General features: G+C 71.0%; 18 protein-coding genes and 2 rRNA genes (1 of these 20 running past the window's edge). 11 read left to right on the top strand and 9 right to left on the bottom strand.

Annotation, left to right across the window (positions count from 1 at the left end; all coding sequences use genetic code 11):
• Window positions 1-1,436, top strand: a 23S ribosomal RNA gene (locus ACN269_RS13250) (it extends 1,673 nt beyond the left edge of the window).
• An 85-nt stretch (window positions 1,437-1,521) separates the two neighbouring features.
• Window positions 1,522-1,638, top strand: a 5S ribosomal RNA gene (gene rrf, locus ACN269_RS13245).
• 291 nt (window positions 1,639-1,929) lie between these two features.
• Here rrf and ACN269_RS13240 read toward each other — a convergent pair.
• On the bottom strand, window positions 1,930-2,616 hold the full coding sequence (locus ACN269_RS13240; protein ID WP_421472737.1) for a hypothetical protein: 687 nt from the start codon (window positions 2,614-2,616) through the stop codon (window positions 1,930-1,932).
• Window positions 2,617-2,685: 69 nt separating this feature from the next.
• On the opposite strand from ACN269_RS13240, the gene ACN269_RS13235 reads away from it, so the two are divergent.
• The 3 genes from ACN269_RS13235 to ACN269_RS13225 are packed head-to-tail and all read left to right on the top strand — an operon-like array spanning window position 2,686 to window position 7,132.
• A complete protein-coding gene (locus ACN269_RS13235) occupies window positions 2,686-5,304 on the top strand; it encodes a valine--tRNA ligase (RefSeq protein ID WP_421472736.1) in 2,619 nt (872 codons plus the stop codon).
• Window positions 5,301-6,635: a bifunctional folylpolyglutamate synthase/dihydrofolate synthase gene (locus tag ACN269_RS13230; protein WP_421472735.1), complete on the top strand. Its 1,335-nt coding sequence runs from the start codon at window positions 5,301-5,303 to the stop codon at window positions 6,633-6,635. Before ACN269_RS13235 ends, ACN269_RS13230 begins: the two co-directional genes overlap by 4 nt.
• Window positions 6,632-7,132 carry a DUF4233 domain-containing protein gene (locus ACN269_RS13225; protein WP_421472734.1) on the top strand — a complete coding sequence of 167 codons (501 nt, stop codon included), beginning with the start codon at window positions 6,632-6,634 and terminating at the stop codon, window positions 7,130-7,132. Before ACN269_RS13230 ends, ACN269_RS13225 begins: the two co-directional genes overlap by 4 nt.
• 30 nt (window positions 7,133-7,162) lie before the next feature.
• Here ACN269_RS13225 and ACN269_RS13220 read toward each other — a convergent pair whose 3' ends face one another.
• Window positions 7,163-8,656 (bottom strand): VOC family protein, encoded by a 1,494-nt coding sequence (locus tag ACN269_RS13220; RefSeq protein ID WP_421472733.1) that lies wholly within the window; start codon window positions 8,654-8,656, stop codon window positions 7,163-7,165.
• 142 nt (window positions 8,657-8,798) lie between these two features.
• On the opposite strand from ACN269_RS13220, the gene ndk reads away from it, so the two are divergent.
• A complete protein-coding gene (gene ndk, locus ACN269_RS13215) occupies window positions 8,799-9,224 on the top strand; it encodes a nucleoside-diphosphate kinase (RefSeq protein WP_421472732.1) in 426 nt (141 codons plus the stop codon).
• Window positions 9,225-9,236: 12 nt separating this feature from the next.
• On the opposite strand, the gene sigJ is transcribed toward ndk, so the two are convergent.
• Together sigJ and ACN269_RS13205 are read right to left on the bottom strand one after the other, a co-directional pair.
• Entirely contained in the window at window positions 9,237-10,115 is an 879-nt protein-coding gene (sigJ, locus tag ACN269_RS13210; RefSeq protein WP_421472731.1) for an RNA polymerase sigma factor SigJ, read from the bottom strand.
• On the bottom strand, window positions 10,112-10,546 hold the full coding sequence (locus tag ACN269_RS13205) for a carboxymuconolactone decarboxylase family protein (protein WP_421472730.1): 435 nt from the start codon (window positions 10,544-10,546) through the stop codon (window positions 10,112-10,114). The genes sigJ and ACN269_RS13205 overlap by 4 nt, the downstream gene beginning before the upstream one ends.
• A 218-nt stretch (window positions 10,547-10,764) precedes the next feature.
• Here ACN269_RS13205 and ACN269_RS13200 point away from each other — a divergent pair, with 218 nt between their 5' ends.
• Window positions 10,765-12,315 (top strand): alkaline phosphatase D family protein, encoded by a 1,551-nt coding sequence (locus ACN269_RS13200; RefSeq protein ID WP_421472729.1) that lies wholly within the window; start codon window positions 10,765-10,767, stop codon window positions 12,313-12,315.
• Between the two features lie 189 nt (window positions 12,316-12,504).
• Here the strand turns inward: ACN269_RS13200 and ACN269_RS13195 are convergent, their stop codons facing one another.
• From ACN269_RS13195 to ACN269_RS13180, 4 genes are read right to left on the bottom strand one after another with little or no spacing between them, the layout of a single operon-like run.
• Window positions 12,505-13,293 carry an ABC transporter permease gene (locus tag ACN269_RS13195; RefSeq protein WP_421472728.1) on the bottom strand — a complete coding sequence of 263 codons (789 nt, stop codon included), beginning with the start codon at window positions 13,291-13,293 and terminating at the stop codon, window positions 12,505-12,507.
• Between the two features lie 10 nt (window positions 13,294-13,303).
• Window positions 13,304-14,077, bottom strand: coding sequence for an ABC transporter permease (locus ACN269_RS13190; protein ID WP_421472727.1), 774 nt, complete (start codon window positions 14,075-14,077; stop codon window positions 13,304-13,306).
• Window positions 14,074-15,084, bottom strand: coding sequence for an ABC transporter ATP-binding protein (locus ACN269_RS13185; RefSeq protein ID WP_421472726.1), 1,011 nt, complete (start codon window positions 15,082-15,084; stop codon window positions 14,074-14,076). The genes ACN269_RS13190 and ACN269_RS13185 overlap by 4 nt, the downstream gene beginning before the upstream one ends.
• 59 nt (window positions 15,085-15,143) lie before the next feature.
• Window positions 15,144-16,163, bottom strand: a complete 1,020-nt coding sequence (locus ACN269_RS13180; RefSeq protein ID WP_421472725.1) for an ArsR family transcriptional regulator — start codon at window positions 16,161-16,163, stop codon at window positions 15,144-15,146.
• Between the two features lie 309 nt (window positions 16,164-16,472).
• Here ACN269_RS13180 and ileS point away from each other — a divergent pair, with 309 nt between their 5' ends.
• Window positions 16,473-19,619 carry an isoleucine--tRNA ligase gene (gene ileS, locus ACN269_RS13175; protein ID WP_421472724.1) on the top strand — a complete coding sequence of 1,049 codons (3,147 nt, stop codon included), beginning with the start codon at window positions 16,473-16,475 and terminating at the stop codon, window positions 19,617-19,619.
• 96 nt (window positions 19,620-19,715) lie between these two features.
• The gene (locus ACN269_RS13170; RefSeq protein WP_421472723.1) at window positions 19,716-20,405 is read left to right on the top strand and encodes a lysophospholipid acyltransferase family protein; all 690 of its coding nucleotides are present in this window, start codon (window positions 19,716-19,718) and stop codon (window positions 20,403-20,405) included.
• Window positions 20,406-20,529: 124 nt separating this feature from the next.
• Here ACN269_RS13170 and ACN269_RS13165 read toward each other — a convergent pair whose 3' ends face one another.
• On the bottom strand, window positions 20,530-21,930 hold the full coding sequence (locus ACN269_RS13165) for a hypothetical protein (RefSeq protein ID WP_421472722.1): 1,401 nt from the start codon (window positions 21,928-21,930) through the stop codon (window positions 20,530-20,532).
• A 151-nt stretch (window positions 21,931-22,081) separates the two neighbouring features.
• Here ACN269_RS13165 and ACN269_RS13160 point away from each other — a divergent pair, with 151 nt between their 5' ends.
• Together ACN269_RS13160 and ACN269_RS13155 are read left to right on the top strand one after the other, a co-directional pair.
• Complete coding sequence (locus tag ACN269_RS13160) at window positions 22,082-24,058, top strand: TIGR03960 family B12-binding radical SAM protein (RefSeq protein WP_421472721.1); 1,977 nt, start codon at window positions 22,082-22,084, stop codon at window positions 24,056-24,058.
• A 101-nt stretch (window positions 24,059-24,159) separates the two neighbouring features.
• Window positions 24,160-24,879, top strand: a complete 720-nt coding sequence (locus ACN269_RS13155; RefSeq protein ID WP_421476313.1) for a TIGR03936 family radical SAM-associated protein — start codon at window positions 24,160-24,162, stop codon at window positions 24,877-24,879.
• Window positions 24,880-24,992 lie beyond the last annotated feature (113 nt).

Raw genomic sequence — 24,992 nt, 5'->3', positions numbered from 1 at the left:
CCGGGGTAAGCGTGTAGGCCGTGTCGTAGGCAAATCCGCGACACACTAGGGCTGAGACGTGATGCCGAGCCGATTCAGGTGAAGTCAGTGATCCTATGCTGCCGAGAAAAGCCTCTAGCGAGTTCTTAGCGGCCCGTACCCCAAACCGACACAGGTGGTCAGGTAGAGAATACCGAGGCGATCGGGCGAACTGTGGTTAAGGAACTCGGCAAATTGCCCCCGTAACTTAGGGAGAAGGGGGGCCGGAGACGTGAAGCCCCGCGCGGGTGGAGCGTTGTATGGCCGCAGAGAGCAGGGGGAAGCGACTGTTTACTAAAAACACAGGTCCATGCGAAGAAGTAATTCGATGTATATGGACTGACGCCTGCCCGGTGCTGGAACGTTAAGGGGACCTGTTAGCTCTTCGGGGCGAAGCGGAGAACTTAAGCGCCAGTAAACGGCGGTGGTAACTATAACCATCCTAAGGTAGCGAAATTCCTTGTCGGGTAAGTTCCGACCTGCACGAATGGCGTAACGACTTCCCCACTGTCTCAACCACAGGCCCGGCGAAATTGCAGTACGAGTAAAGATGCTCGTTACGCGCGGCAGGACGGAAAGACCCCGGGACCTTTACTATAGCTTGACATTGGTACTTGAGTTAGCTTGTGTAGGATAGGTGGGAGCCGGTGAAGCTCATACGCCAGTATGGGTGGAGGCAATCTTGAAATACCACTCTGGTTGATTTGGGTATCTAACTTCGGACCGTTATCCGGTTCAGGGACAGTGTCTGGTGGGTAGTTTAACTGGGGCGGTTGCCTCCTAAAGGGTAACGGAGGCGCCCAAAGGTTCCCTCAGCCTGGTTGGCAATCAGGTGTTGAGTGCAAGTACACAAGGGAGCTTGACTGTGAGACTGACAGGTCGAGCAGGGACGAAAGTCGGGACTAGTGATCCGGCACTTGCGAGTGGAAGCGGTGTCGCTCAACGGATAAAAGGTACCCCGGGGATAACAGGCTGATCTTCCCCAAGAGTCCATATCGACGGGATGGTTTGGCACCTCGATGTCGGCTCGTCGCATCCTGGGGCTGTAGCAGGTCCCAAGGGTTGGGCTGTTCGCCCATTAAAGCGGTACGCGAGCTGGGTTTAGAACGTCGTGAGACAGTTCGGTCCCTATCCGCCGTGCGCGTAGGATACTTGAGAAGGGCTGTCCCTAGTACGAGAGGACCGGGACGGACGAACCTCTGGTGTGCCAGTTGTCCCGCCAGGGGCACGGCTGGTTAGCTACGTTCGGAAGGGATAACCGCTGAAAGCATCTAAGCGGGAAGCCTGCTTCAAGATGAGGTATCCCACCCACTTTGTGGGGTAAGGCCCCCAGCTAGACGACTGGGTTGATAGGCCGGAAATGTAAGCCCGGTAACGGGTTCAGTTGACCGGTACTAATAGGCCGAGGACTTGACTACTAAGCTGCTACGCGTCCACTGTGCAACTCTGAACAAACACCCACCCGTGAGTGTTGTGCCGGGTTGGTTGATATGTTCATAGAGTTACGGCGGTCATGGCGGAGGGGAAACGCCCGGTTACATTCCGAACCCGGAAGCTAAGCCCTCCAGCGCCGATGGTACTGCACTCGTGAGGGTGTGGGAGAGTAGGACACCGCCGGACAATCTTCCAGTTAAGGCCACCCCCGATGGGGGTGGCCTTTTCTGCATTCCGGCCCGAACCCCGCGGGCCCTTCGGCCCCCGCCGGTCCCGTGCCCGGGTCCGCGCGCCTCGCACTGCGCGATCCGCGCGGTGATCATGAAGTTATTGCCACCGCCATCGGCGTGTCACGGCAATAACTTCATGATCACCGCGGCGAGAGGGCTTGGCGCTGAGTGGGATACCCCCCATTGGGGACGTCGTGTCGATCACGACAGGCCGGGGGCCGGTGGGCGGTTCGGGGGGGGGGGGGGGCTAGTTGCGGGATTGCATTTCGTTGCGGAGGTCGGCCAGTAGGGCGCCGGCGTCGGCCACCGACCTGCCGGGGAACATCGCCATCACGACGCTGCCGTGGTCGGCCCAACCGCAGACCGCGAAGTCGCCGCCCTCACCGCTCGTGCTACCGCACTTCATGACGCCACCCAGCTTGCCGGCCGGCACCTCGCGCAGCCCCGTCACCGCCCCGGTCTCGTCGGACATCAGGCCGAAGAGACTGTCCAGGTCGCGCTCGGGCTGCCACAACAGCGTCGTGCCGCCGAAGACCAGGACCGAGCGCTTCTCGTCGGCGGGGTCGCGGTAGACGGTGCCGAAACTACGGTCCAGGTCGATGTCGGCGGCCAGGCCGCTGCGCAGGTAGTCCGCCGTGCTCTTGGCGCGCTCGCTGTCGTCCCGCGTCAACCCCGCCACCCGGTCGGGTGAGGTCAACCGGGTGTCCTTCTGCTGCGCCACCCGCCACCCGCCGACCCCGAGCACGCCCGCGCCCGCCAGACCGACGACCAGCGCGACCGTCCAGCCGATCTTGCGGCGGCGGGACCAGCCACCGGACCGCTCGTCGGGATCGCCGCCGGTGTCCCGCGTGCTCAGCTGGATCGGCTCCTCGGTCAGTTCGACCGGCTCGCGGCCGTGGTCGAGCGACCGGTCGGTGAGATGTGCGTCGGACATAGCCGACACCGTACGCGAACGACAGGTGGCGCACGTCAGGTCCGCAGAAGCCCTTCGTAGACTTGTCGGGTGACCGAGAGACTGGATGCCCGACGCCCCGACGCCCCGACCCTTGCCGGCCAGTACCAGCCCGGCGAGGTAGAGCAGCGACGGTACGAGCAGTGGGTAGCCGCCGGGCACTTCCGGGCGTCCGCCGACAGCGACAAGCCCCCCTTCACCATCGTCATCCCGCCGCCGAACGTCACCGGCTCCCTGCACATGGGCCACGCGTTCGAGCACACGCTCATGGACGCCCTGACCCGGCGCAAGCGGATGCAGGGCTTCGAGGCGCTGTGGCTGCCCGGCATGGACCACGCCGGCATCGCCACCCAGAACCTGGTCGAGCGTCAGCTCGCCGCCGAAGGACTGTCGCGGCACGACCTCGGGCGGGAAAAGTTCGTCGAGCGGGTCTGGCAGTGGAAGGCCGAGTCCGGCGGCAAGATCCTCGGCCAGATGCGCCGCCTCGGCGACTCCGTCGACTGGGAGCGGGAGCGCTTCACCATGGACGCCGGCCTGAGCCGCGCGGTCCAGACGATCTTCAAGAAGCTCTTCGACGACGGCCTCATCTACCGGGCCAACCGGATCATCAACTGGTGTCCGCGCTGCCTGACCGCTCTGTCGGACATCGAGGTGGAGCACACCGACGACGACGGTGAGCTGATCTCGATCCGCTACAGCGACGAGGTCGTGGTGGCCACCACGCGGGCCGAGACGATGCTCGGTGACACCGCCGTGGCGGTGCACCCCGACGACGAGCGCTACCAGCACCTGATCGGCACCGAGGTCGAGTTGCCGCTCACCGGCCGGCGGATCCCGATCGTCGCCGACGCGCACGTCGACCCGTCCTTCGGCACCGGCATGGTCAAGGTGACCCCCGCCCACGACCCGAACGACTTCGAGATCGGCCAGCGGCACGACCTGCCCTCGCTGACCGTCATGGACGAGCGCGGCGTCATCACCGTGCCCGGCCCGTTCGAGGGGCTGGACCGGTTCGAGGCGCGGCCGGCGATCGTGGCCGCGCTGCGGGAGCAGGGCCGGATCGTCGCCGAAAAGCGCCCGTACGTGCACGCCGTCGGGCACTGTTCGCGGTGCAAGACGACCGTCGAGCCGCGGCTGTCGCTGCAGTGGTTCGTCAACACCGCCCCGCTGGCCCAGGCCGCCGGTGATGCGGTGCGCGACGGTCGGGTCCGCATCGAGCCGGCCGAGCTGGCGAAGCGGTACTTCGCCTGGGTCGACAACATGCACGACTGGTGCATCTCCCGCCAGCTCTGGTGGGGGCACCGCATCCCGGTCTGGTACGGCCCGGCCGGCGAGATCGTCTGCGTCGGACCCGACGAGACGCCGCCGACCGGCGAGGGTTGGCACCAGGACGAGGACGTCCTCGACACCTGGTTCTCCAGCGGGCTGTGGCCGTTCTCCACCCTGGGCTGGCCGGAAGAGACCCCGGACCTGGCGAAGTTCTATCCGACCAGCGTGCTGGTCACCGGGTACGACATCCTGTTCTTCTGGGTCGCCCGGATGATGATGTTCGGCCTCTACGCGATGGACGGCCGGCCGCCCTTCGACGTTGTCGCGTTGCACGGCATGGTGCGCGACCAGTTCGGCAAGAAGATGTCGAAGTCGTTCGGCAACGTGGTCGACCCGCTGGACTGGATCGACAGGTACGGCGCCGACGCCACCCGGTTCACCCTGGCCCGGGGCGCGAACCCCGGCCAGGACGTGCCGGTCAGCGAGGAGTGGTGCCAGGGCTCGCGTAACTTCTGCAACAAGCTCTGGAACGCCACCCGGTTCGCGTTGATGAACGGCGCGCACACGACCGGCGACCTGCCGCCGGTCGAGCAGCTCTCCACCGTCGACCGGTGGGTCCTGTCCCGGCTGGCGCACGTCACCGCCGAGGTCGACGAGCAGTTCGAGGCGTACGAGTTCGCCAAGGTGTGCGACCTGCTCTACCACTTCGCCTGGGACGACGTCTGCGACTGGTACGTCGAGCTGAGCAAGCCGGTGCTCGCCGAGGGCGGTGAGCGGGCCGAGGTGACCCGCCGGGTGCTCGGGCACGTCCTGGACCAGCTGCTGCGGCTGCTGCACCCGGTCATCCCGTTCGTCACCGAGGAGTTGTGGCTCGCGCTGACCGGCGGCGAGACGGTGCAGGCCGTCGCCTGGCCGGTGGCCGACCGGTCGCTGGTCGACGACGCCGCCGAGGTCGAGCTGGCCGCCGTGCAGCGGGTCGTCACCGAGATCCGCCGGTTCCGTTCCGACCAGGGGCTGCGCCCGACGCAGCGGGTCGCGGCCCGCCTGGACGGGTTGGCTGGGGCCGGTATCGCGGCCCACGAGCCGCTGATCCGGTCGCTGGTGCGTCTCGACCCCGCCGGTGACGACTTCCAGGCCAGCGCGACGTTGGCCATGCCCGGCGCGGTCGGTGTCGCGTTGGACACCCGGGGCTCCATCGACGTGGCCGCCGAGCGGGCCCGGCTGACCAAGGACCGCGCCGCCGCCGAGAAGGAGGTCGCGCAGGCCCGGGCGAAGCTCGACAACCCGGCCTTCGTCGGCAAGGCCCCCGAGCCGGTCGTCGTGAAGATCCGCGAACGGCTCGCCACCGCCGAGGCCGACCTGGTCCGGATCGACGCCGCTCTGGAGACACTTACCTCGTGACCGACCGTACCGATTTCGCCGCCGCCGAAGCCGAGCTGAACGCCCGCGGTTTCACCCGCATGGTGTTCGAGCTGGACCGCATCGAGTCGCTGCTCGACCTGCTCGGGAGTCCGCAGCGGGCGTACCCGTCGATCCACCTCACCGGCACCAACGGCAAGACGTCCACCGCCCGGATGATCGACTCGCTGCTGCGGGCGTTCGGGCTGCACACCGGCAGGTACACGAGCCCGCACCTGGAGACCGTCCGGGAGCGGATCAGCCTGGACGGCGAACCGGTGAGCGAGGAGCGCTTCGCCGCCGTGTACGGGGAGATCAAGCCACTGGCGGAGCTGGTCGACGCGCGCTCGGCCGAGCCGCTGACGTACTTCGACATGACGACCGCGTTGGCGTTCGCCACCTTCGCCGACGCGCCGGTCGACATCGCCGTGGTCGAGGTGGGCCTGGGTGGCGCCGAGGACGCCACGAACGTCATCCAGGCCGGCGTCTGCGTGATCACTCCGATCGGCCTGGACCACACCGAGTGGCTCGGCGACACGCTCCAGGACATCGCGCTGGCCAAGGCGGGCATCATCCATCCGGGCGCCACCGTGATCGCCGCCGCGCAGGAGGAGGAGGCCGCGCGTCCCCTCCTCGAACGCTGCTCGGAGGTGGGCGCGACCATCGCCCGCGAGGGTGCCGAGTTCGGCGTGCTGAGCCGGGCGGTCGCCGTCGGTGGGCAGGTGCTCAAGCTGCAGGGCCTCGGCGGGGTCTACGACGACGTGTTCATCCCCCTGCACGGCGCGCACCAGGCGCAGAACGCTGCGGTGGCGCTCGCCGCCGTGGAGGCGTTCCTCGGTGCCGGTGCCCGCCGTCAGCTGGATGTCGAGGCCGTGCGCGAAGGGTTCGCCACGGCCAGCTCCCCGGGCCGGCTGGAGCGGGTCCGCAGCGCTCCGACCGTCCTGCTGGACGGGGCGCACAACCCGCACGGCATGGCCGCGACGGTGACCGCCCTGCAGGAGGAGTTCGCGTTCAGCAAGCTGGTGGCGCTGGTGGGTGTCCTCGCCGACAAGGACGCGAGCAGCCTGCTGGAGCTGCTGGAACCGGTGACGGACGTGGTGGTGGTCACCCGCAACAGCTCGCCCCGGGCGATGCCCACGAAGGAACTCGCCGCGCTGGCCGCCGAGATCTTCGGCGAGGAGCGCGTCGAGGTGGCCGAGGAGATGCCGGACGCGATCGAGCTGGCGGTCGCGCTGGCCGAGGAGGACGTACCCGGTGAGCTCAGCGGCGTCGGTGTCCTGGTGACGGGTTCGGTGGTCACGGTCGCCGACGCCCGCCGGCTGCTGAAGCGATGACCGGCCCCGAGCGCGACCTGCGCGCCACCGACGATGTGACCCGCCCGCCGGGCGGCGAGACCGGGCCGTCGCACGGCGAGCCGGCCACGGGCGAGGCGGGCACGCCCGATCAGGGCACGCCGGGATCGCCCACGGGGGAGTCGCAGGCCGGGCAGGTACGACGCTCCGGCCTGCGGAATCCGCAGGCGGCCGTACGCGGACTCGGCGCCGGAACGCTCGGCCTGGAGGCGCTGGTGCTGCTGCTGGCCATCCAACCGATCCGGGTGGTCGGCGGTGACCTGGGCGGCGCCGCGATCGCCGTGGTGGTGGCGCTGGCGGTGGCCGCCATCCTGCTGGCCGGCATGATGCGCCGTCCCTGGGCCTGGCACGCCGGTACCGTGTTGCAGGGCCTGCTGATGCTGGCCGGGCTGCTGCACTGGTCGCTGCTCGTGCTGGGCATCATCTTCGCGCTGGTCTGGGCGTACGCGCTGCACGTCCGGCGGGTCATCCTCGGCTGACGACCGAGGAGGCCCAGCGGCCCGGTCGGGTCAGGCGTCGGCGCGTTCGCGCCACTGGGTGAGGGCGATGCCGTGGCCGTCCGGGTCCCGGAAGGCGGCCGCCCACACCTCCAGCCTGCTGCCCCGGTTCACCACGCGCGGGGCGTACGTGAAGCGGACACCGGATTCGCGCAGTCGTCCGTACGCCGCCTCGATGTCGTCCACCTCGAGGTTGACGTGCACGAGCCGGCGACTGATCGGCGCCGCCCCGGTCACCTCGCGCAGGACCAGCCGGGTCGTGCCGAAGGCGAGCACCGCGTTGCCGGTGCCCTGGTCGACCTCGGTGAAGCCGAGCATGTCCCGGTAGAAGCCGAGCGACCGCGCCAGGTCGGTGACCAGCAGAGTCAGGCCGACGCCGCTGATGGGACCGGCCGGGTCCGCCGCCGACGCCCCGTCGTACCCGAAGATCGCCTCGTCCAGGGCCTCGGCGGTGACGGTCTCGCGGGCCGCTCCCACCGGGGTCGGATCGTCGAGTGGCAGGTCCAACGGGTCCAGCGGGTCCACCACGACCGGGCCGGTCCGCTGCGTCGGCGGGGCCTCGGTCGCCCGGTCCGCGCCGGGCGCGGACCGGGCCTGCGCTCCTGCGTCCACGTGGTCGTCGTCGGGCTCGGTGGCGCGGTCGTCGCCACGATCGGCGTCGGGCTGCTCGAAGTGCTCCTCGGCCGCAGTTCGGGGGGCGGGAGTGGCCCGTCGGGGCAGTCCCGCACCGGCCTGCTGCTCGACGACGACGCCTTCGAGGACCACCGGGCCGCCCGGGGTCTGGCTGACCACCACCGGCTCGCGCTCGTCGGGTACGACGGACCGGTCGTCGCGCAGCGGGTCGGGACCGCGCGGGTCGCGGAACGGGTCGCCGCCGCGCGGGTCGCGGAACGGATCGGGGCCGCGCGGGTCGCCGAACGGGTCCGGGCCGAACGGGTCGCCGCCGCGCGCGTCCCGGAAGTCGTCGTCGGGCGCGCGGTCCGCCCAGGGCGGGGCGTCCTGCTGGATCAGCACCTCGTCGACGGCGTCGATGTCGCCGAACTCGGGCGGCAGGTCCGCGACGGCCGCGGCGGTCTCGGCGTGGGTGGGCACCTCGTCCCAGAGGACCTTCACGTGCCGCTGGTCGTCGAGCGCGACCCGGATGGGCAGGGTCTGGCCCAGCGAGGGCCACTTGGAGACCGGCACCCGCGGCTCGATGATCTTCTTGGAGCGCGGCGGCAGGCCGGGCGCGTCGATGACCAGTTGCAGCTCGCACCGGCCGAACGCGTACTGCGTGGGTGGCTCGGAGGCGCTGTGCACGTGCGCCACGCCCACCACCCAGGCGCGTCCGCCGCCCTTGACGGTGGCCAGCGCGATCGCCAGCACCAGCAGGGCGACGCCGAGCGCGACGATGGCCCAGCTGGTCATGCCCAGCCCGAAGAGGACGACGAAGGTGGCCACGGTGCCGAGCACCGTGCCGATCAGCTTGCGTACCGGCGCGATGGGCCGGTTCCCGCCATTCGCCACAGTGGACCTCCCGGGGGTCAGGGCCAGGCTAGGCCGGATCGGCCACCGGAGGAAAGACCGGCCGCCGCGCCGGCGCCGGGACCGGGTCGCTACGCTGACCGTACCGAGCCCAAGCGTTCTGCGCGTACAGGAGGAACCCAGCGTGTCCAGCAACAGCCCGGAAGAGCGCAGCCTCGTGCTGATCAAGCCCGACGCGGTCCGCCGCGGCCTGGTCGGCGAGGTCCTCTCCCGCTTCGAGCGCAAGGGGCTGCGGATCGACGCGATGGCGCACCGGACGATGGACGCCGCGCTCGCGGACGCGCACTACGCCGAGCACGTCGACAAGGCGTTCTACCCGCCGCTGAAGGACTTCATGACCGGCGGCCCGCTGGTCGCCCTGATCCTCTCCGGCGACCAGGTCATCGACGTGGTCCGTGGGCTGGTCGGCGCGACCGACGGCCGCAAGGCCGCCGCCGGCACCATCCGGGGCGACCTGTCGCTGTCCAACCGGGAGAACCTCGTGCACGCCTCCGATTCGCCGGACAGCGCCAAGCGCGAGATCGCGCTCTGGTTCCCCGAGCTGGGCTGACGGCCTCGCGGTTCAGTCGACCGGGGGTAGTTTCTCCGGGTTCCCCACCACGTAGACCTCGGTGATCCGGCCGGCTGCCGCGGCGACGGTCAGCGTGTACCGGCCACCGTCGGAGCTGCGCACCAGCAGCAGCGCGGGTTCGCCGTTCAGCTCCAGCCGACGTGCCGTCCACGCACGGCGCGGGCCGTAGATTCCGGCGTAGTACCGGGCGACCCGGTCCGCGCCCCGCACCGGGTTACGTCCGGAACGGACGCGGCCGCCGCCGTCGTTCCACGCCGTGACGTCCGCGGCCATCAGGTGGGTGAGCGTCGCCAGGTCCCCGTTCCGGGCGGCAGCGAGGAACGCCTCCAGCAGCCGTTCACGCTCGGACCGGCTGGCGGTGAAGCGGCGGTCCTCCTGACGTACGCGCGTGGTCGCCCGGTGGAGCAGCTGACGGCAGTCCTGCGGGGTCCGGTCCAGGATCTCCGCGATCTCGGCGTACGGCAGGTCGAAGGCGGTGCGCAGGACGTACACGGCACGCTCCGGTGGCGTGAGCCGTTCCAGCACGTGCAGCAGCGCGGTGGACAGTGAGTCGCGCAACTCCGCGCGGTCGAGCGGGCCGAACGGCGAGGGCTCGGTCGGCACCGGCTCGGGCAGCCACGGTCCGACGTATGTCTCGCGGGCCGCCTGCCGTGCCCGCAGCTTGTCGAGCGCGAGCCGGGTCACCACCCGGGACAGGTAGCGGCGGGGCTCGCCCACCGTCGAGCGGTCCACGCCCAACCAGCGCAGGTACGTCTCCTGGAGCACGTCCTCGGCGTCGTGCCGGCTGCCGAGCAGCCGGTAGGCGAGGCCGAGCAGCATCGGCCGGTGCGCCTGGAGCGCACCGGCCGCCTCTGCCGCCTCGGTCGTCACGCCTGTGCCGGAGGCTCCGTGTGCGTCGTCACGGCGATGCGATTCCACACGTTGATTGTGGCGATCGCGAGGACCAGGTCGGCCAACTCCTTCTCGGACCAGACCTTCGCGGCGGCGTCCCACACCTCGTCCGACACCCCGTGCTCGCCGAGCCGGGTCACCGCGTCGGTGAGCGCCAGCGCGGTCTGCTCCCGCTCGTCGAAGAACGACAGCGCCTCCCGCCAGGCGCTCACCGCGAACAGCCGCCGACTCGACTCGCCGGCGGCGAGGGCGTCGCGGCTGTGCATGTCCACGCAGTACGCGCAGCCGTTCAGCATCGACGCCCGCAGCTTGACCAGCTCCAACACGGTGTGGTCGACGTTCGCCTGGACGTACTTCTCCAGACCCGACACGGCCTGGTATCCCTGCGGCGTGACCTCGAAAAGCTTCATCCGTTGCACGGCAACCTCCCTGATCGGTCCGACACCGCTACGACGGTCTGGTCGGTCGCGCTGTGACAACCGGGGCTATGAGCCCGGTCACGTCAGGGGATCAGCCCCGGGACGCGCCCGTCGGACAACGGGCGTTCGGTCGGCGGTCACCCGGACCGCCGGTCGCGGTCATCTGCGCCCGGTAGACCCACGGGGTCAACCCATGACCGGGAGGAAGCATGACCGAGCTTGATCGACGTACCCTGCTGCGGGCTGGCCTGGTGGCCGGCGCCGGAGTCGCCGGCGGCGCTCTGATGGGCGGCGTCGGCGCGAACGCCGCACCGGCCTGGCGTCCGGCGGGACGCCCCGTGCTCACCCACGGGGTGCAGAGCGGCGACGTGACCGCGGACTCGGCGCTGGTCTGGACGCGGGCCGACCGCCCGGGTCGGATGTTGGTCGAGGTGAGCCGCCGCCCCGACTTCCGTGGCGCACGGCAGCTCCGCGGCCCGGTGCTGGGCCCGAACGCGGACTTCACCGGCAAGGTACGGCTGCGGGGCCTGCCGGACGCCGAGCGGCTGCACTACCGGGTGCGGGTGGAGAGCCTGGACCGGCACGGGGTGGTCAGCGAACCGTCGACCGGGTCGTTCACCACCGCGCCGGGCCGGCACCGCCGACGGGACGTGCGGTTCGTCTGGACCGGGGACGTCGTCGGGCAGGGCTGGGGGATCGATCCCGCCTTCGGCGGGCTGTCGATCTTCCGGGCGATGCGCGCGGTGCGTCCGGACTTCTACCTGTGCAGCGGCGACACGGTGTACGCGGACGGCCCGCTGGTGGAGTCGGTGACGCTGCCCGACGGGCGGATCTGGCGCAACCTGGTCACCCCGGAGAAGAGCAAGGTCGCCGAGACGCTGACCGAGTACCGGGGACAGTTCGCCTACAACCTGCTCGACGAGCACCTGCGGGAGTTCGCGGCGACGGTGCCGCAGATCAACCAGTGGGACGACCACGAGGTGCTCAACAACTGGTATCCGGGGGAGATCCTGGACGACCCGCGCTACACCGAGCGGCGGGTCGACGTGTTGGCCGCGCGGGCCAGCCAGGCGTTCCACGAGTGGCTGCCGGTGCCGGACGGCGGGCCGCTGTACCGGCGGATCTCGTACGGGCCGCTGCTGGACGTCTTCGTGCTCGACATGCGGACCCACAAGGACCCCAACGACGGCAACACGTACGCCGACCCGAAGCGCGGTCTGCTCGGCCGCGAGCAGCGGGAGTGGCTGATCCGGGAGCTGAAGCGGTCCACGGCGACGTGGAAGGTGATCGCCAACGACCTGCCGATCGGCGTCGTGGTGCCGGACGGTCCGGGCGCGCAGGAGGGTGTGGCGCAGGGCGACCCGGGCGCGCCGGCCGGGCGCGAGCTGGAGTTCGCCGAGGTGCTGCGGGCCACCCACCGGGCCGGGGTGACCGGCATGGTCTTCCTCACCGCCGACGTGCACTACTCCGCCGCGCACCACTACGACCCGTCCCGCGCGGCGGTCGGTGACTTCACGCCGTTCTGGGAGTTCGTCTCCGGCCCGGCGCACGCCGGCGCGTTCGGTCCGAACGCCCTCGACGGCACGTTCGGGCCGCAGGCGGTCTTCGTGCACGCCCCGCCGAGGGCGAACACCGGGCCGGCCGAGGGCTTCCAACACTTCGGCGAGGTCCAGATCGACGGCGAGTCCGGTGCCCTGACGGTGCACCTGCGCGACCGCGCCGGAGCCTCCCTCTGGACCACCACCCTCCCCACCCCCTAATCCCACCCCACCCCGGCCCCGACCCCGGCCCCGACCTTCGGTTGATCATGAAGTTATTGCCGCGACACGCCGCTGCGGCGGGCAATAACTTCATGATCACCGGGGGCGGGGGCGGGGGCGGGGGCGGGGGCGGGGGGGCGGGGGGCCGGGGGCTGGGGGTGGGGGTGGGGGTGGGGGTGGGGGTGGGGGTTAGAGGGTTTCTAGGGAGGCGCGGCGGCGGGACTCGGCTTCGAAGACCTTGAGCAGGGCTGCGGCGAGGACGGCGTAGGCGGCGCCGACGGCGAGTTCGGCCGCGATTTGTGGCGCGGCGGCCCGGAAGCCGTCGCCCGCGACCAGTCGGCGGGCCGCTTCGGTGGCGTGGGTGATCGGCAGCAGTTCGCCGGCGACCCGCATCCAGGTCGGCAGCCCGGCGGAGGGCACGTTGACGCCGGTGAGCAGGAGCAGCAGCGCCACCGAGACGTTGGAGACCAGCCAGACGTCACGGAACCGCAGCCCGATCGCGCCCAACGTCAGGCCGAAGAAGCCGCAGGCCAACGCCGCGACGGCCAGGGTCAGCAGCAACCCCGGCAGCGCGCCGAGGGGCATCCGGAGGCCGAGCAGCAACGACGCCGCCGCTAGCGTCGTCACCGCGATCAGCAGCCCGTTTCCGGCGTACGGCAGGACCCGACCGAGGAACACCGCGGTGCGGCTGCGCGGCGACAGCAGCACGTGCCCGAGGGTGCCGAAGCGCCGCTCGTTGGACACCGCCATCGTGCCGCCGAACACGCAGGCCAGCGAGGACGCGAGCACCGCGTTGCCGGTGATGTAGAAGCCGTCGTCGGCGACTCCGAGCTGCCGTCCCAGGTAGGCGAAGAAGAGTAGTTGGAACAGCGGACCGACGAGCAGGGTGCCGACGAACATCGCCGGGGTGGTCCAGTTGAACAGGGCCCGGTAGGCGATCACGCCACCGGTGCCGACCAGGCGGAACAGAGCGGTCATCGTCGCCTCCTCAGGCCAGGGCGAGGGTGGCCGCCGCGCGGGCCCGCCGCTCGACGTGGGTCATCATGATCGCGCCGAGCGCCAGGCAGGCCAGGCTGATCGCCAGACAGATGCCGAGCGAGGGCCAGACCGGGCCGCTGCCGGTGGCGGCCTCGCGGACTGCCCGCGCTCCCCAGGTGGTGGGCAGCACGGCGGCGACCGGGCCGGTCCAACCGGGCAGCGCGGTGATCGGGATGAGCATCCCGGAGACCAACCAGATCGGGTACTCCAGCGTGTTGGTCAGCGCGTTGGCGTTGCGCAGCAGCACGAACGTGGAGGCGAGCAGCAGCCCGAACATGCCGAGCCCGATGATGCAGCCGGGTACGGCGACGGCGAACGCCACCGGGTCGGCGAAGGTCAGCGGGATGCCGTACAGCAGGCGGCCCCAGGCCAGCGTGGCGACCATGGCGTACGTGCCGGTGAGCGCGGTCGCGAGGGTGATCGGCAGCACCACCAGCGCCGGTGGCCGGGGTGCCAGCATGATCATCTCCAGGGTGCCCTGCCAGCGCTGGTTTTGAATGGCGCCGCCGGAGCCGAACAGCACCGACGACCAGATGCCCATCAGCCCGGCGCCAACGGCGGCCTCCAGCAGCCGGCCCGGTTCGCCGCCGGCCCGGAACAGATAGACGGCCAGGGTGGCCTGGACCACCGGCACGATGAGCGCGGTGGCGATCTCGAAGGGCGACCGGCTGAGCTGCTTGGCGTGCAGCAGCGCGCCGACCGCGATCATCCGCAGCGTCCTCATACCGCCACCGCCTCGGCCGGGTCGGCCTGCGCGCCGACCCGGTTCACGATCGCCACGTACGCGTCCTCCAGAGTGGGCTGCCGGGCGGTGACCCGGCCCAACCGAACGCCATCCAGCGCGCGCAACACGTCCGCCTGCACGTCCACCCCCGCGTTGGACTGCACCGTCAGCACCTGCGCGGCCCCGACGACCGCCACGCTCGCCTCGCGCACCCCGGGTAGGGCGTGGACGAGCGCGAGCGACGCGTCGCCCACCCCGTACGCCTCCACCTCCAGCACCTGCCGGCCGTCGGCGTGGTGCCGCAGCTCCGCCGGGGTGCCGATGGCCTGGATCGTGCCGTCCGCGATCACCGCGATCCGTCCGCACAGCTCGTCCGCCTCGGCCATGTAATGCGTCGTGAGCAGCACGGTGGTGCCGGTGGCGGCGAGGTCGGCCACGGTCTGCCGCAGCTCCCGGGCGGCCACCGGGTCCACCCCGATGGACGGCTCGTCGAGGAAGAGCACCCGCGGCCGGTGCAGCAGACCCCGGGCGATGTGCAGCCGCTGCCGCATGCCCCGCGAGTAGCCCTCCACCCGGTCGTCCTCCCGGCCGGTCAGCCGGACGAGGTCGAACAGTTCGGCGATGCGCCGCTTCTGCTCCCGCCCCGGCACGCCGTACAGCTCCGCGAAGTAGCGCAGGTTGTCCCGTGCGGAGAGCCGGTCGTAGAGCCCTCGGTCGCCGCCGAAGACGTACCCGATCCGTCGGCGTACCTCCCGGGTCTGCCGGACCACGTCGAACCCGCAGATCCGGGCCTCGCCGGCGGTCGGGATGAGCAGCGTGTTCAGCAGCTTGATGGTCGTGGTCTTGCCAGCGCCGTTCGGCCCGAGCAGGCCGAACAGCTCCCCGTTGCCGACCGTCAGGTCGACGCCGCGGACCGCCCGGACCTCCCGGCGCTGAGGTCGCAACCATCCGGTCCGGCTGCGGTACGTGCGGTACAGCCCGACCGCCTCGATCGCGTGTTCGCTCATGTCCGAAGGCTAGGAGTGGCCGGTACGGGTGGGAAACGAATTCGGATCGGACCGAATGCTCAGGCGGAGGCGGTCGCCGGCTCGTCGCCGACGAGCTGCACCAGCGCCACGCCGGCCGGTTCCAGGCCGTACAGCACGCGCCGGCCGACCCGACGGCGGTGCACCACGCCGGCGCTGAGCAGCGCGGAGAGCTGCTCCGAGACGGTGCTGGGGGCCAGGCCGAGGGTGGCCGCGAGGCCGGCGGTGGTGGCCGGACGGGTCAGCGCCCGCAGCACCTGGGCGCGCCCCCGCCCCACCAGAACGGCCAGCCGGTCGGTTGCCGGGGCGGTCCGGTGCCCCGGCGCAGGCGTGCCCTCGGCGAGCAGTACCGCCCCGCGTGCCTGGTAGGAGACGGCGACGATATCCGGATGATCGGTGGAGCAGTTCAGCGCTCCTCGGGAGAAGATCAGCGGAACCAGCAGCAGCCGCTGGTCGACGGCCTCGAAGTGCTGCTCCAGCGGCTTCTTCAGCGTCAGCACCGGCTTGTCCCAGCGCACCCGTTCGTGCAGGTCGGCCAGCAGCGCGTCCGGCCCGTCCGCGGCGAGTGCCCGGGCCCGGTGCAGCACCTCCTCGTCCAGCGCCGATCGCATCGCCGGCCACCAGGGGGCGATGGCTGCATCCCAGTACGCCTGGATGCCGTCGGCGAGTCGGTCGAGGGCGGCCTGCCGGTCCGTGACGAACGGACTCAACCATCCCGGCAGGTCGTCCGGGCGGTGATAGCGGGGGATCTGCTCGGCGATCACCTCTGCGGGCGTGGCGCGCAGCTCGGCGAGCTGGTCGGCCAGGGTAGGCGCGGCGGACGTGGGGACCGGACTGAGGAAGTCCGGCGCACGGGAGCCGATGGTCAGTATGCGGACCGGTGCGGTCGTCGGCAGCTCGTCGAGCACCCTCCGTGCGTGCCGAGCCCAGGCGGTGTACGGCCAGGGCGCCTCACCTGGGTTCCGATGCAGCACGTACAGACTGGTCAGAACTTCCCAGATCGGGCTGATGGCGATCCGGGTGCGGGCCAGCGTCGGCTCGTCCAGCTCGATCCGGATCACCCGACCAGCCTAGGGCGGCGCGGGGGATTACTCGGCGGCGGACCCGGGGGCGGGTCGAGTATCGTTGTGCACCGTAAGGCGATGACCCGGCCATCACCGGTGAGCCTCCGGAAGAACAGCCGGGTGACCGGCCCAGTAGAACCGGACGGGTCCGGCCCGTCACAGCCGGCCAATGAGCGGGCGGTCGATCCTGACCGCCAAGCGGGGTGGTACCGCGGGCCACCCGGGGAACGTCGTTTTCAGGCGTACCCCGGACGGTTCGTCCTCGCAGACCCACGTTGCGTGAGCTGCTGAGGAGAGCGACCCCCGATGGCCTATCCGTTGCACGACCCGACCGCCGCCGGTGTCCCGGCGAGCCCGGACCTGCCCGCGGTCGAGCGCCGGGTGCTGGAGCACTGGACGGCCGACAAGACCTTCGAGGCCAGCGTCGAAGCCCGTCCCGCCGGGACCGACGGCAAGAACGAGTACGTCTTCTACGACGGCCCGCCGTTCGCCAACGGCCTGCCGCACTACGGCCACCTGTTCACCGGGTACGTCAAGGACGTGGTGCCGCGCTACCAGACCATGCGTGGCCGGCACGTGGAGCGGCGCTTCGGCTGGGACTGCCACGGTCTGCCCGCCGAGGTGGTGGCCGAGAAGCAGCTCGGCATCACCAGCAAGGCCGAGATCATCGACCTGGGCGTGGCCCGGTTCAACGAGGCCTGCCGCACGTCGGTGCTGGAGTTCACCCAGGACTGGGAGCGGTACATCAACCGGCAGGCCCGCTGGGTCGACTTCACCAACGACTACAAGACGCTCGACCTGGACTACATGGAAAGCGTCATGTGGGCCTTCAAGACCCTGCACGACAAGGGCCTGATCTACGAGGGTTTCCGGGTGCTGGCGTACTGCTGGCGCTGCGAGACGCCGCTGTCGAACACCGAGACCCGGATGGACGACGTCTACCGGGACCGGCACGACCCCACGCTGACCGTGTGGTTCGGGCTGACCGCCGACGAGTCCGCCCCGGAGCTGCTGCGCGGGCCGGTCAAGCTGGGCGTCTGGACCACCACGCCGTGGACCCTGCCCTCGAACCTGGCGCTCGCCGTCGGCCCCGACATCGAGTACGCGGTGCTCGACCGGGACGGGGAGCGGTACGTGGTGGGCGCGGCGCGGCTCGGCGCGTACGCCAAGGAGCTGGACGGGTTCGAGCAGGTCGGCACGGTGTACGGCCGGGACCTGGTCGGACGCCGCTACACGCCGCTGTTCGACTTCCTCGTCGAGCAGGCGGGCGACAACGCGTACCAGGTGCTCGGGGCGGAGTTCGTCACCACCGAGGACGGCACCGGGATCGTGCACCTCGCCCCGGCGTTCGGTGAGGACGACCAGAACGTCTGCAACGCCGCCGGCATCCCCACCATCGTCACCGTGGACGACCACACCCGGTTCACCGCGCTGGTCCCGCCGTACCAGGGTGAGCAGGTCTTCGACGTCAACAAGCCGGTGATCCGGGAGCTGAAGGAGCGGGGGGTGGTGCTGCGGCAGGACACCTACACCCACTCGTACCCGCACTGCTGGCGCTGCGACACCCCGCTGGTCTACAAGGCGGTGTCCTCGTGGTTCGTCGCCGTGACGAAGTTCCGGGACCGGATGGTCGAGCTGAACCAGGAGATCAACTGGACGCCCGGGCACATCAAGGACGGCTCGTTCGGCAAGTGGCTGGCCAACGCCCGGGACTGGTCGATCAGCCGGAACCGGTTCTGGGGCTCGCCGATCCCGGTGTGGAAGTCCGACGACCCGAACTACCCGCGCCTGGACGTCTACGGATCGCTGGCGGACATCGAGCGCGACTTCGGGGTACGCCTGAGCGACCTGCACCGGCCGGCGGTGGACGACCTGGTCCGCCCCAACCCGGACGACCCGAGCGGTCAGTCGATGATGCGTCGGGTGCCGGAGGTGCTGGACTGCTGGTTCGAGTCCGGGTCGATGCCGTTCGCCCAGGTGCACTACCCGTTCGAGAACGCGGACTGGTTCGAGCACCACTACCCGGGTGACTTCATCGTCGAGTACATCGGGCAGACCCGCGGCTGGTTCTACACGATGCACGTGCTGGCCACCGCGCTGTTCGACCGGCCGGCGTTCCGCAACTGCCTGAGCCACGGCATCCTGCTCGGCTCGGACGGGCGCAAGATGTCCAAGAGCCTGCGCAACTACCCGGACGTCTACCACGTCTTCGAGTCGTACGGCTCGGACGCGATGCGCTGGATGCTGATGTCCTCGCCGGTGCTGCGCGGCGGCGACATGGCGGTCACCGAGACGCTGATCCGCGACGCCGTACGCCAGGTGCTGCTGCCGTTGTGGAACGTCTGGTACTTCTTCTCGCTCTACGCCAACGCCGACGGGCACACCGCGCGGCGTCGGACGGATTCGACGCACCTGCTGGACCGGTACATCCTGGCGAAAACCAACGAACTGGTGTCGACGGTCGGCGCACAGATGGACGCGTACGACATCTCCGGCGCGTGCGCCACCGTCCGGTCCTACCTGGACGCGCTCACCAACTGGTACGTGCGCCGTTCCCGGGACCGGTTCTGGTCCGGGGACGCCAACGCCTTCGACACCCTGTCGACGGTGCTGGAGACGCTCTGCCGGGTGGTGGCGCCGCTCGCGCCGCTGACGGCCGAGGAGATCTGGCGCGGCCTGACGGGCGAGCGGTCGGTGCACCTGACCGACTGGCCGTCCGCCGAGGAGTTCCCCGCCGACCACGACCTGGTCGCGGCGATGGACAACGTACGGGCGGTCGCCTCGGCGGCGCTGTCGTTGCGCAAGGCCAAGGGGCTGCGGGTACGGCTGCCGCTGTCGACGTTGACCGTGGCGTCCCCGGCGGCGGAGCAACTGCGCCCGTTCGCCGACCTGATCGCCGACGAGGTCAACGTGAAGGCGGTGGAGTTCAGCGCCGAACTGGCCGCGTACTGCGAGCAGGTGTTGACCGTGGTGCCCCGGGCGCTCGGCCCGCGCGTCGGCAAGCAGGTCCAGCAGGTGATCAAGGCGGTCAAGGCCGGCGACTGGGAGCTCGTCGACGGCGCACCGGTGGCCGCCGGCATCACCCTGGCCGAGGGCGAGTACGAGCTCCGTCTCGTGGCCGCCGACGCCGAGCACTCCGCGCCGCTGCCCGGTGGCGAGGGCGTGGTGGTGCTCGACACCGAGGTCACCCCGGAGCTGGCCGCCGAGGGCCTGGCCCGCGACGTGGTGCGGGTGGTGCAGCAGGCCCGCCGCGACGCCGACCTGGACGTCTCGGACCGGATCGTGGTGTCGGTGTCGGCGTCCGAGGAGGTGCGCGCCGCGGTGGCCGCGTACCGGGAGTTCGTGTCGGGTGAGGTGCTGGCCGACTCGGTCGACTTCGCCGAGGGCCTCGACGGTTTCGCCGGTGAGGTGGGCGAGGGCGAGCGGGTGACGGTCACCGTCCGTCGGTCGTAGAACACGTACGCGGACGCCTCCCACCTCCGTCGGCGGGGTGTGGAGGCGTCCGCTACCGTGACACCGCCTGCTCGCACCTCATCTGCCGGAGGACCAGTGCCCCTGCTCTACACCATCGGCAAGCTCACCGTGGCGCCCGCGCTGCGGTTGGCGTTCCGCCCGACCGTGGAGGGTCTGGAACACGTGCCGGAGACCGGTGGCGCCATCTTCGCCGGCAACCACCTCTCGGTGGCGGACGAGCTGTTCCTCGGCACGGTAGTGCCCCGGCACCTGGCGTTCTGGGCCAAGTCGGAGTACTTCACCGGCACCGGGGCGAAGGGCGCGTTCTCGAAGTTCGTCCTCACCGGTCTGGGCGCCATCCCGGTCGAACGGGCCGGTGGACGTGCCGCGCTGTCCGCGTTCGACGCCGCCATCCCGGCGTTGCGCGGCGGTGACCTGGTGGTGGTCTATCCGGAGGGCACCCGCTCCCCGGACGGCAAGCTCTACCGGGGCCGGACGGGTGCGGCCCGGCTGGCGGTCGCCGCCGGTGTGCCGATCATCCCGGTGGGCACGATCGGCACCGACAAGGCCCAGCCGATCGGGGCACGGGTACCCCGTCCCGGCACCGCCAAGATCACCGTGAGGTTCGGGAAGCCCCTGGACTTCACCGGCCGTCCGGACGATCGCACCTCGCTGCGGCAGATGACCGACGAGGTGATGAGCGAGATCCAGAAGCTCACCGGCCAGGAGTACGTCCCCCGCTACGCCCCGAAGCGCGCCGACACCGACCCGGCCGCCGAGGCCTGACCCGGGCACCTGCGTCGGGCCGCAACCGGACCCGCGCGTCCCGCGGGGAGGCGTTCGCTCTCGACAGCTTGATGCCTGTGCGTCATAAATATGACTCACAGGCATCACGCTCACCGGATGCCGCTCAGCCCTGCTTGGGCTGGACGATCTGCGTGCGCAGGGTGTCCAGCAACGTCGCGCTGTCGGCGAGGGAGAGCCGGGTGAACACCCCGGTGGCGATGCTGCCGTGGTCCACCGAGGTGCACACCACCACGTCACCGCCGGCCGGCCGGCCGATCGCGCAGCGCTCGTGCCGACCCCGTACGCCGGTCTGCACCGTCTCGGGGGCCTCCAGCGCGTAGCGCTCACCGAGCCGCGTGATCTCCTCGTCCGCGTCCGCCTCGGGGGTCAGCCGGAAGCCGGTGCCGCCGAAGACCGTCACCTGCTTGCCGTCCGCCGTCCGGTAGACGCCCGCGAAGGTGTCCTCGGCCAGCAGGTGCTCCTGGCGTACCTCTTTCTCCAGCTGCTTGGCCGCCTCGGAGCTGCTGTCGTCCTGCCGCAGGCTCAGGTCGGCGACCTGCTCGGGCAGCGCGGCGCGGGCCGGGTACTGGGCCGAGATCGGCAGGCCGTAGTAGGCGGGGCAGCCGCAGCAGCAGGCCAGGGTGAGCAGCAGCAGCCACGGCCAGCGACGCCGACGGCGGCGTGGTCGTGGGGGCGGGTACCCCTTGGGGGCCTCCCCGCCCGGCGGCGGCATGGCCGGACCCCGCCCCCGGCGCTGTTTCGGCACCGGAACCGGCGGCGCCGGCCGGACCGGCGCGGCGGGCCGGCCGGCGGCGGGTGGAGGCGGTGGGGCAGGTCGCGCGTGCGGTGGCGGGTAGGCGACCGGCGGCAGGTGGGCCGGCGGTGGCGGGTATGCGGCGGGTCGGTGGTGGGGCGGCGGTGAGACGGGGTGCGTCCCGACCGGCGGCGGCGAGACGGGATGGGTGCCGATCGGCGGCCCCGGCCACTGCCGGGTGACCGGCGGGACCGGGTAGTCCAGCGTCGGCGGCAGCGGAGGCAGTTCGGCGGACGGCAGGTCCCAGCCGCCGGTGTCCACCCCGGCCCACGGGTCGACCGGGGTGCGGTGCTCGGGCGGCTGCTCCGGCAACGGCGGCGGCGGGGTCGGCTCGGCCGACTCGCCCCAGGCACGCCGACGCGGCAGCGGAGGCGGAACCGGCGCGGACCCGCTCCACCGAGGCGCGGGCTCGGCCGCCGGCTCCTTTACCGTCGGGTCCGGCGCTGCCGCCGGCTCGGGCGCCGTCGGGTCCGGCGCTGCTTCGGGCTCGGACGCCGTCGGTTCCGGCGTGGCCGCCGGCTCGGGCGTCGTCTGGTCCGCCGCGGCCGTCGCGCTCCGGCCGGCCGAGGCTTCCGGCTGGTCGGGGGCATCAGGCTGGTCCGGGGGTACGGGTGGGGAGGTCGACTCGTCGGCGACCGCCGGAGCCTCGTCCGGTTCCGGGCCAGGGGTGCGCCCGTCGGCCGGCCGTGCTCCCGGCTGGGGCTCCGGCATCGCGGCAATCTCCTCTCGCGCCGGTCCGAGGTTAGTACCGTGCCGCCACCGCCGCCGCCCGGGCACCGGGCGCGGGCCCTCAGGCGGCCGGTCGACCGGCATCGTGGCGTGCGCGCGGTCACCTCCGGGCGGGCGCGTACCCTTGGGCATCATGAGTGCCCCGTCCACGACACCGCGCGCAACCGCGACCAATTCGGTCTGGCCCCGCCTCGAGCCGTTGCTCCCGCAGATCTCCAAGCCGATCCAGTACGTCGGCGGTGAGCTGGGCGCGGTCGTCAAGGACTGGGACGCGGCGACGGTGCGCTGGGCGCTGATGTATCCCGACGCGTACGAGGTGGGCCTGCCCAACCAGGGCGTGCAGATCCTCTACGAGGTGCTCAACGAGCTGCCCGACACCCTCGCCGAGCGGACGTACGCGGTCTGGCCCGACCTGGAGAACCTGATGCGCACGCACGGCGTGCCGCAGTTCACCGTCGACGCCCACCGGCCGGTGCGTGAGTTCGACGTGTTCGGCATCTCCTTCTCCACCGAGCTGGGTTACACCAACATGCTCACGGCGATCGACCTGGCCGGCATGCCGCTGCTGGCCGCCGACCGCACCGACGCCGACCCGGTGATCGTGGCCGGCGGGCACGCCGCGTTCAACCCGGAGCCGATCGCCGACTTCATCGACGCCGCGGTGCTCGGCGACGGCGAGGAGGCCGTCCTGGAGATCACCGCGATCGTCCGGGAGTGGAAGGGTGAGGGCTCCCCGGGTGGCCGCGACGAGCTGCTGCTGCGGCTGGCCCGTACCGAGAGCGTCTACGTGCCGCGCTTCTACGACGTCGACTACCTCCCGGACGGGCGGATCCAGCGGGTCGTGCCGAACCGGGCGGACGTGCCGTTCCGGGTGCACAAGCGCACGACGATGGACCTGGACGCGTGGCCGTACCCGAAGAAGCCCCTCGTGCCGCTCGCCGAGACGGTGCACGAGCGGTACGCCGTGGAGATCTTCCGGGGCTGCACCCGGGGCTGCCGCTTCTGCCAGGCCGGCATGATCACCCGCCCGGTGCGGGAACGGTCGATCACCACCGTGGGGCAGATGGTCCGCGAGGGTCTGGAGTTCTCCGGTTTCTCCGAGGTGGGCCTGCTGTCGCTCTCCTCCGCCGACCACTCCGAGATCGGCGACATGTGCTCGGGCCTCGCCCAGCAGTACGAGGGCACCAACGTGTCGCTGTCGCTGCCGTCGACCCGGGTGGACGCCTTCAACATCGACCTTGCGCAGGAGCTGTCCCGCAACGGGCGGCGTACCGGTCTGACCTTCGCCCCGGAGGGCGGGTCGGAGCGGATCCGCAAGGTCATCAACAAGATGGTGTCGAAGGAAGACCTGATCCGCACGGTCGTCACCGCGTACAGCAACGGCTGGCGGCAGGTGAAGCTCTACTTCATGTGCGGCCTGCCGACCGAGACCGACGAGGACGTCCTCGAGATCGCGGAGATGGCCCACGAGGTGATCCGGGCCGGTCGGGCCGCCACCGGCTCCAAGGACATCCGCTGCACGGTCTCCATCGGCGGGTTCGTGCCGAAGCCGCACACCCCGTTCCAGTGGGCCTCCATGGAGCGCCCGGAGGTCATCGACGGCCGGCTCAAGATGCTCAAGCAGGCCATCAACGCGGACCGTTCGCTGGGTCGGGCGATCGGCTTCCGCTACCACGACGGCGAGCCGTCGCTGATCGAGGGCCTGCTCTCCCGGGGTGACCGCCGGGTCGGCGCGGTGATCCGCCGGGTCTGGGAGAACGGCGGCCGGTTCGACGGGTGGAGCGAGCACTTCTCGTACCAGCGCTGGGTGGACGCGGCGGCCGAGACGCTGCCCACGTTCGGGGTGGACCTCGACTGGTACACCACCCGCCAGCGCGACGAGCTGGAGGTCCTGCCCTGGGACCACCTGGACTCGGGGCTGGACAAGGACTGGCTCTGGCAGGACTGGCAGGATTCGGTCAGCGGGTTCGAGCAGGACGACTGCCGGTGGACCCCATGCTTCGACTGCGGCGTCTGTCCCTCCATGGACACGGAGATCCAGATCGGCCCGACGGGCAAGAAGCTCCTTCCCCTGACGCCGGTCACCCCCCTGAAGACCCCCGCCTCCTGACCCGGTTCCGGGGGTTGCGGTGCTGAGTTTCGAGGAGCGAGACGATCAGTAAGAAAAACCAGCCGGAGGGTGGGCAGGCGCCGGTCGTCCAGCGCGCCCGCATCCGGTACGCCAAGCGCGGGCCGCTGCGGTTCACCTCGCACCGGGACTTCGCCCGGGCCTTCGAGCGCGCGCTGCGTCGTGCCGCCGTACCGATCGCGTTCTCCCAGGGCTTCACCCCGCACCCGAAGATCTCCTACGCCAGCGCCGCTCCGACCGGGGTGGCCAGTGAGGCGGAGTACCTGGAGATCGGCCTTCAGGCCCAGGTCGACCCGGAGGCGCTGCGCGCCGCGCTCGACGCCGCGCTCTCGCCCGGCCTGGACGTGCTGGAGGTGGTGATCGCCGAGGGCGGCAGCCTGGCCGACCGTATCGAGGCGTCGCACTGGCGCATCGAGCTGCCCGAGGTCGACACGGCGACGCTGCGCGCCGCCGTGGACGCGTTCACCGCCGCCGACGAGGTGCTGGTCGAGCGGATGACCAAGCAGGGACGACGCACCTTCGACGCGCGCGCGGCGGTCATGTCTATCGATGTCCTCGCCCCGACGCAGACGCCTTCCGGGGTACCGGCCGTACCGTGTGCGATACTCGAACTGGTCGTACGGCAGGTCACTCCGTCCGTGCGGCCCGATGACGTCCTTTCCGGCCTCCGCGTGGTGGCCGACCTGGAGCCGCCGGTCTCGCCGAGGGTGACCCGGCTGGCTCAGGGCACGCTGACCGCGCAGGGTGCGATCGTGGATCCGTTGGATGCGGACCGCGGCGGGGCAGCCATCGTTGGGCACTGACCGACGGTCAGCGCTCTTGCAGGCAGACTTCGGCGGTCGCGCACCACGCGCGCCCGGCGGAAACACTTTTGCGGCGACCCTGCGTGGCAGCGCTCACCCGCGCCCGGGGCAGC

The sequence above is a fragment of the Micromonospora sp. WMMD736 genome (assembly GCF_049179015.1).
In the GTDB taxonomy this organism is placed as follows: Bacteria; Actinomycetota; Actinomycetes; order Mycobacteriales; family Micromonosporaceae; genus Micromonospora.
This window is presented reverse-complemented; position numbering and strand designations above follow the sequence as displayed.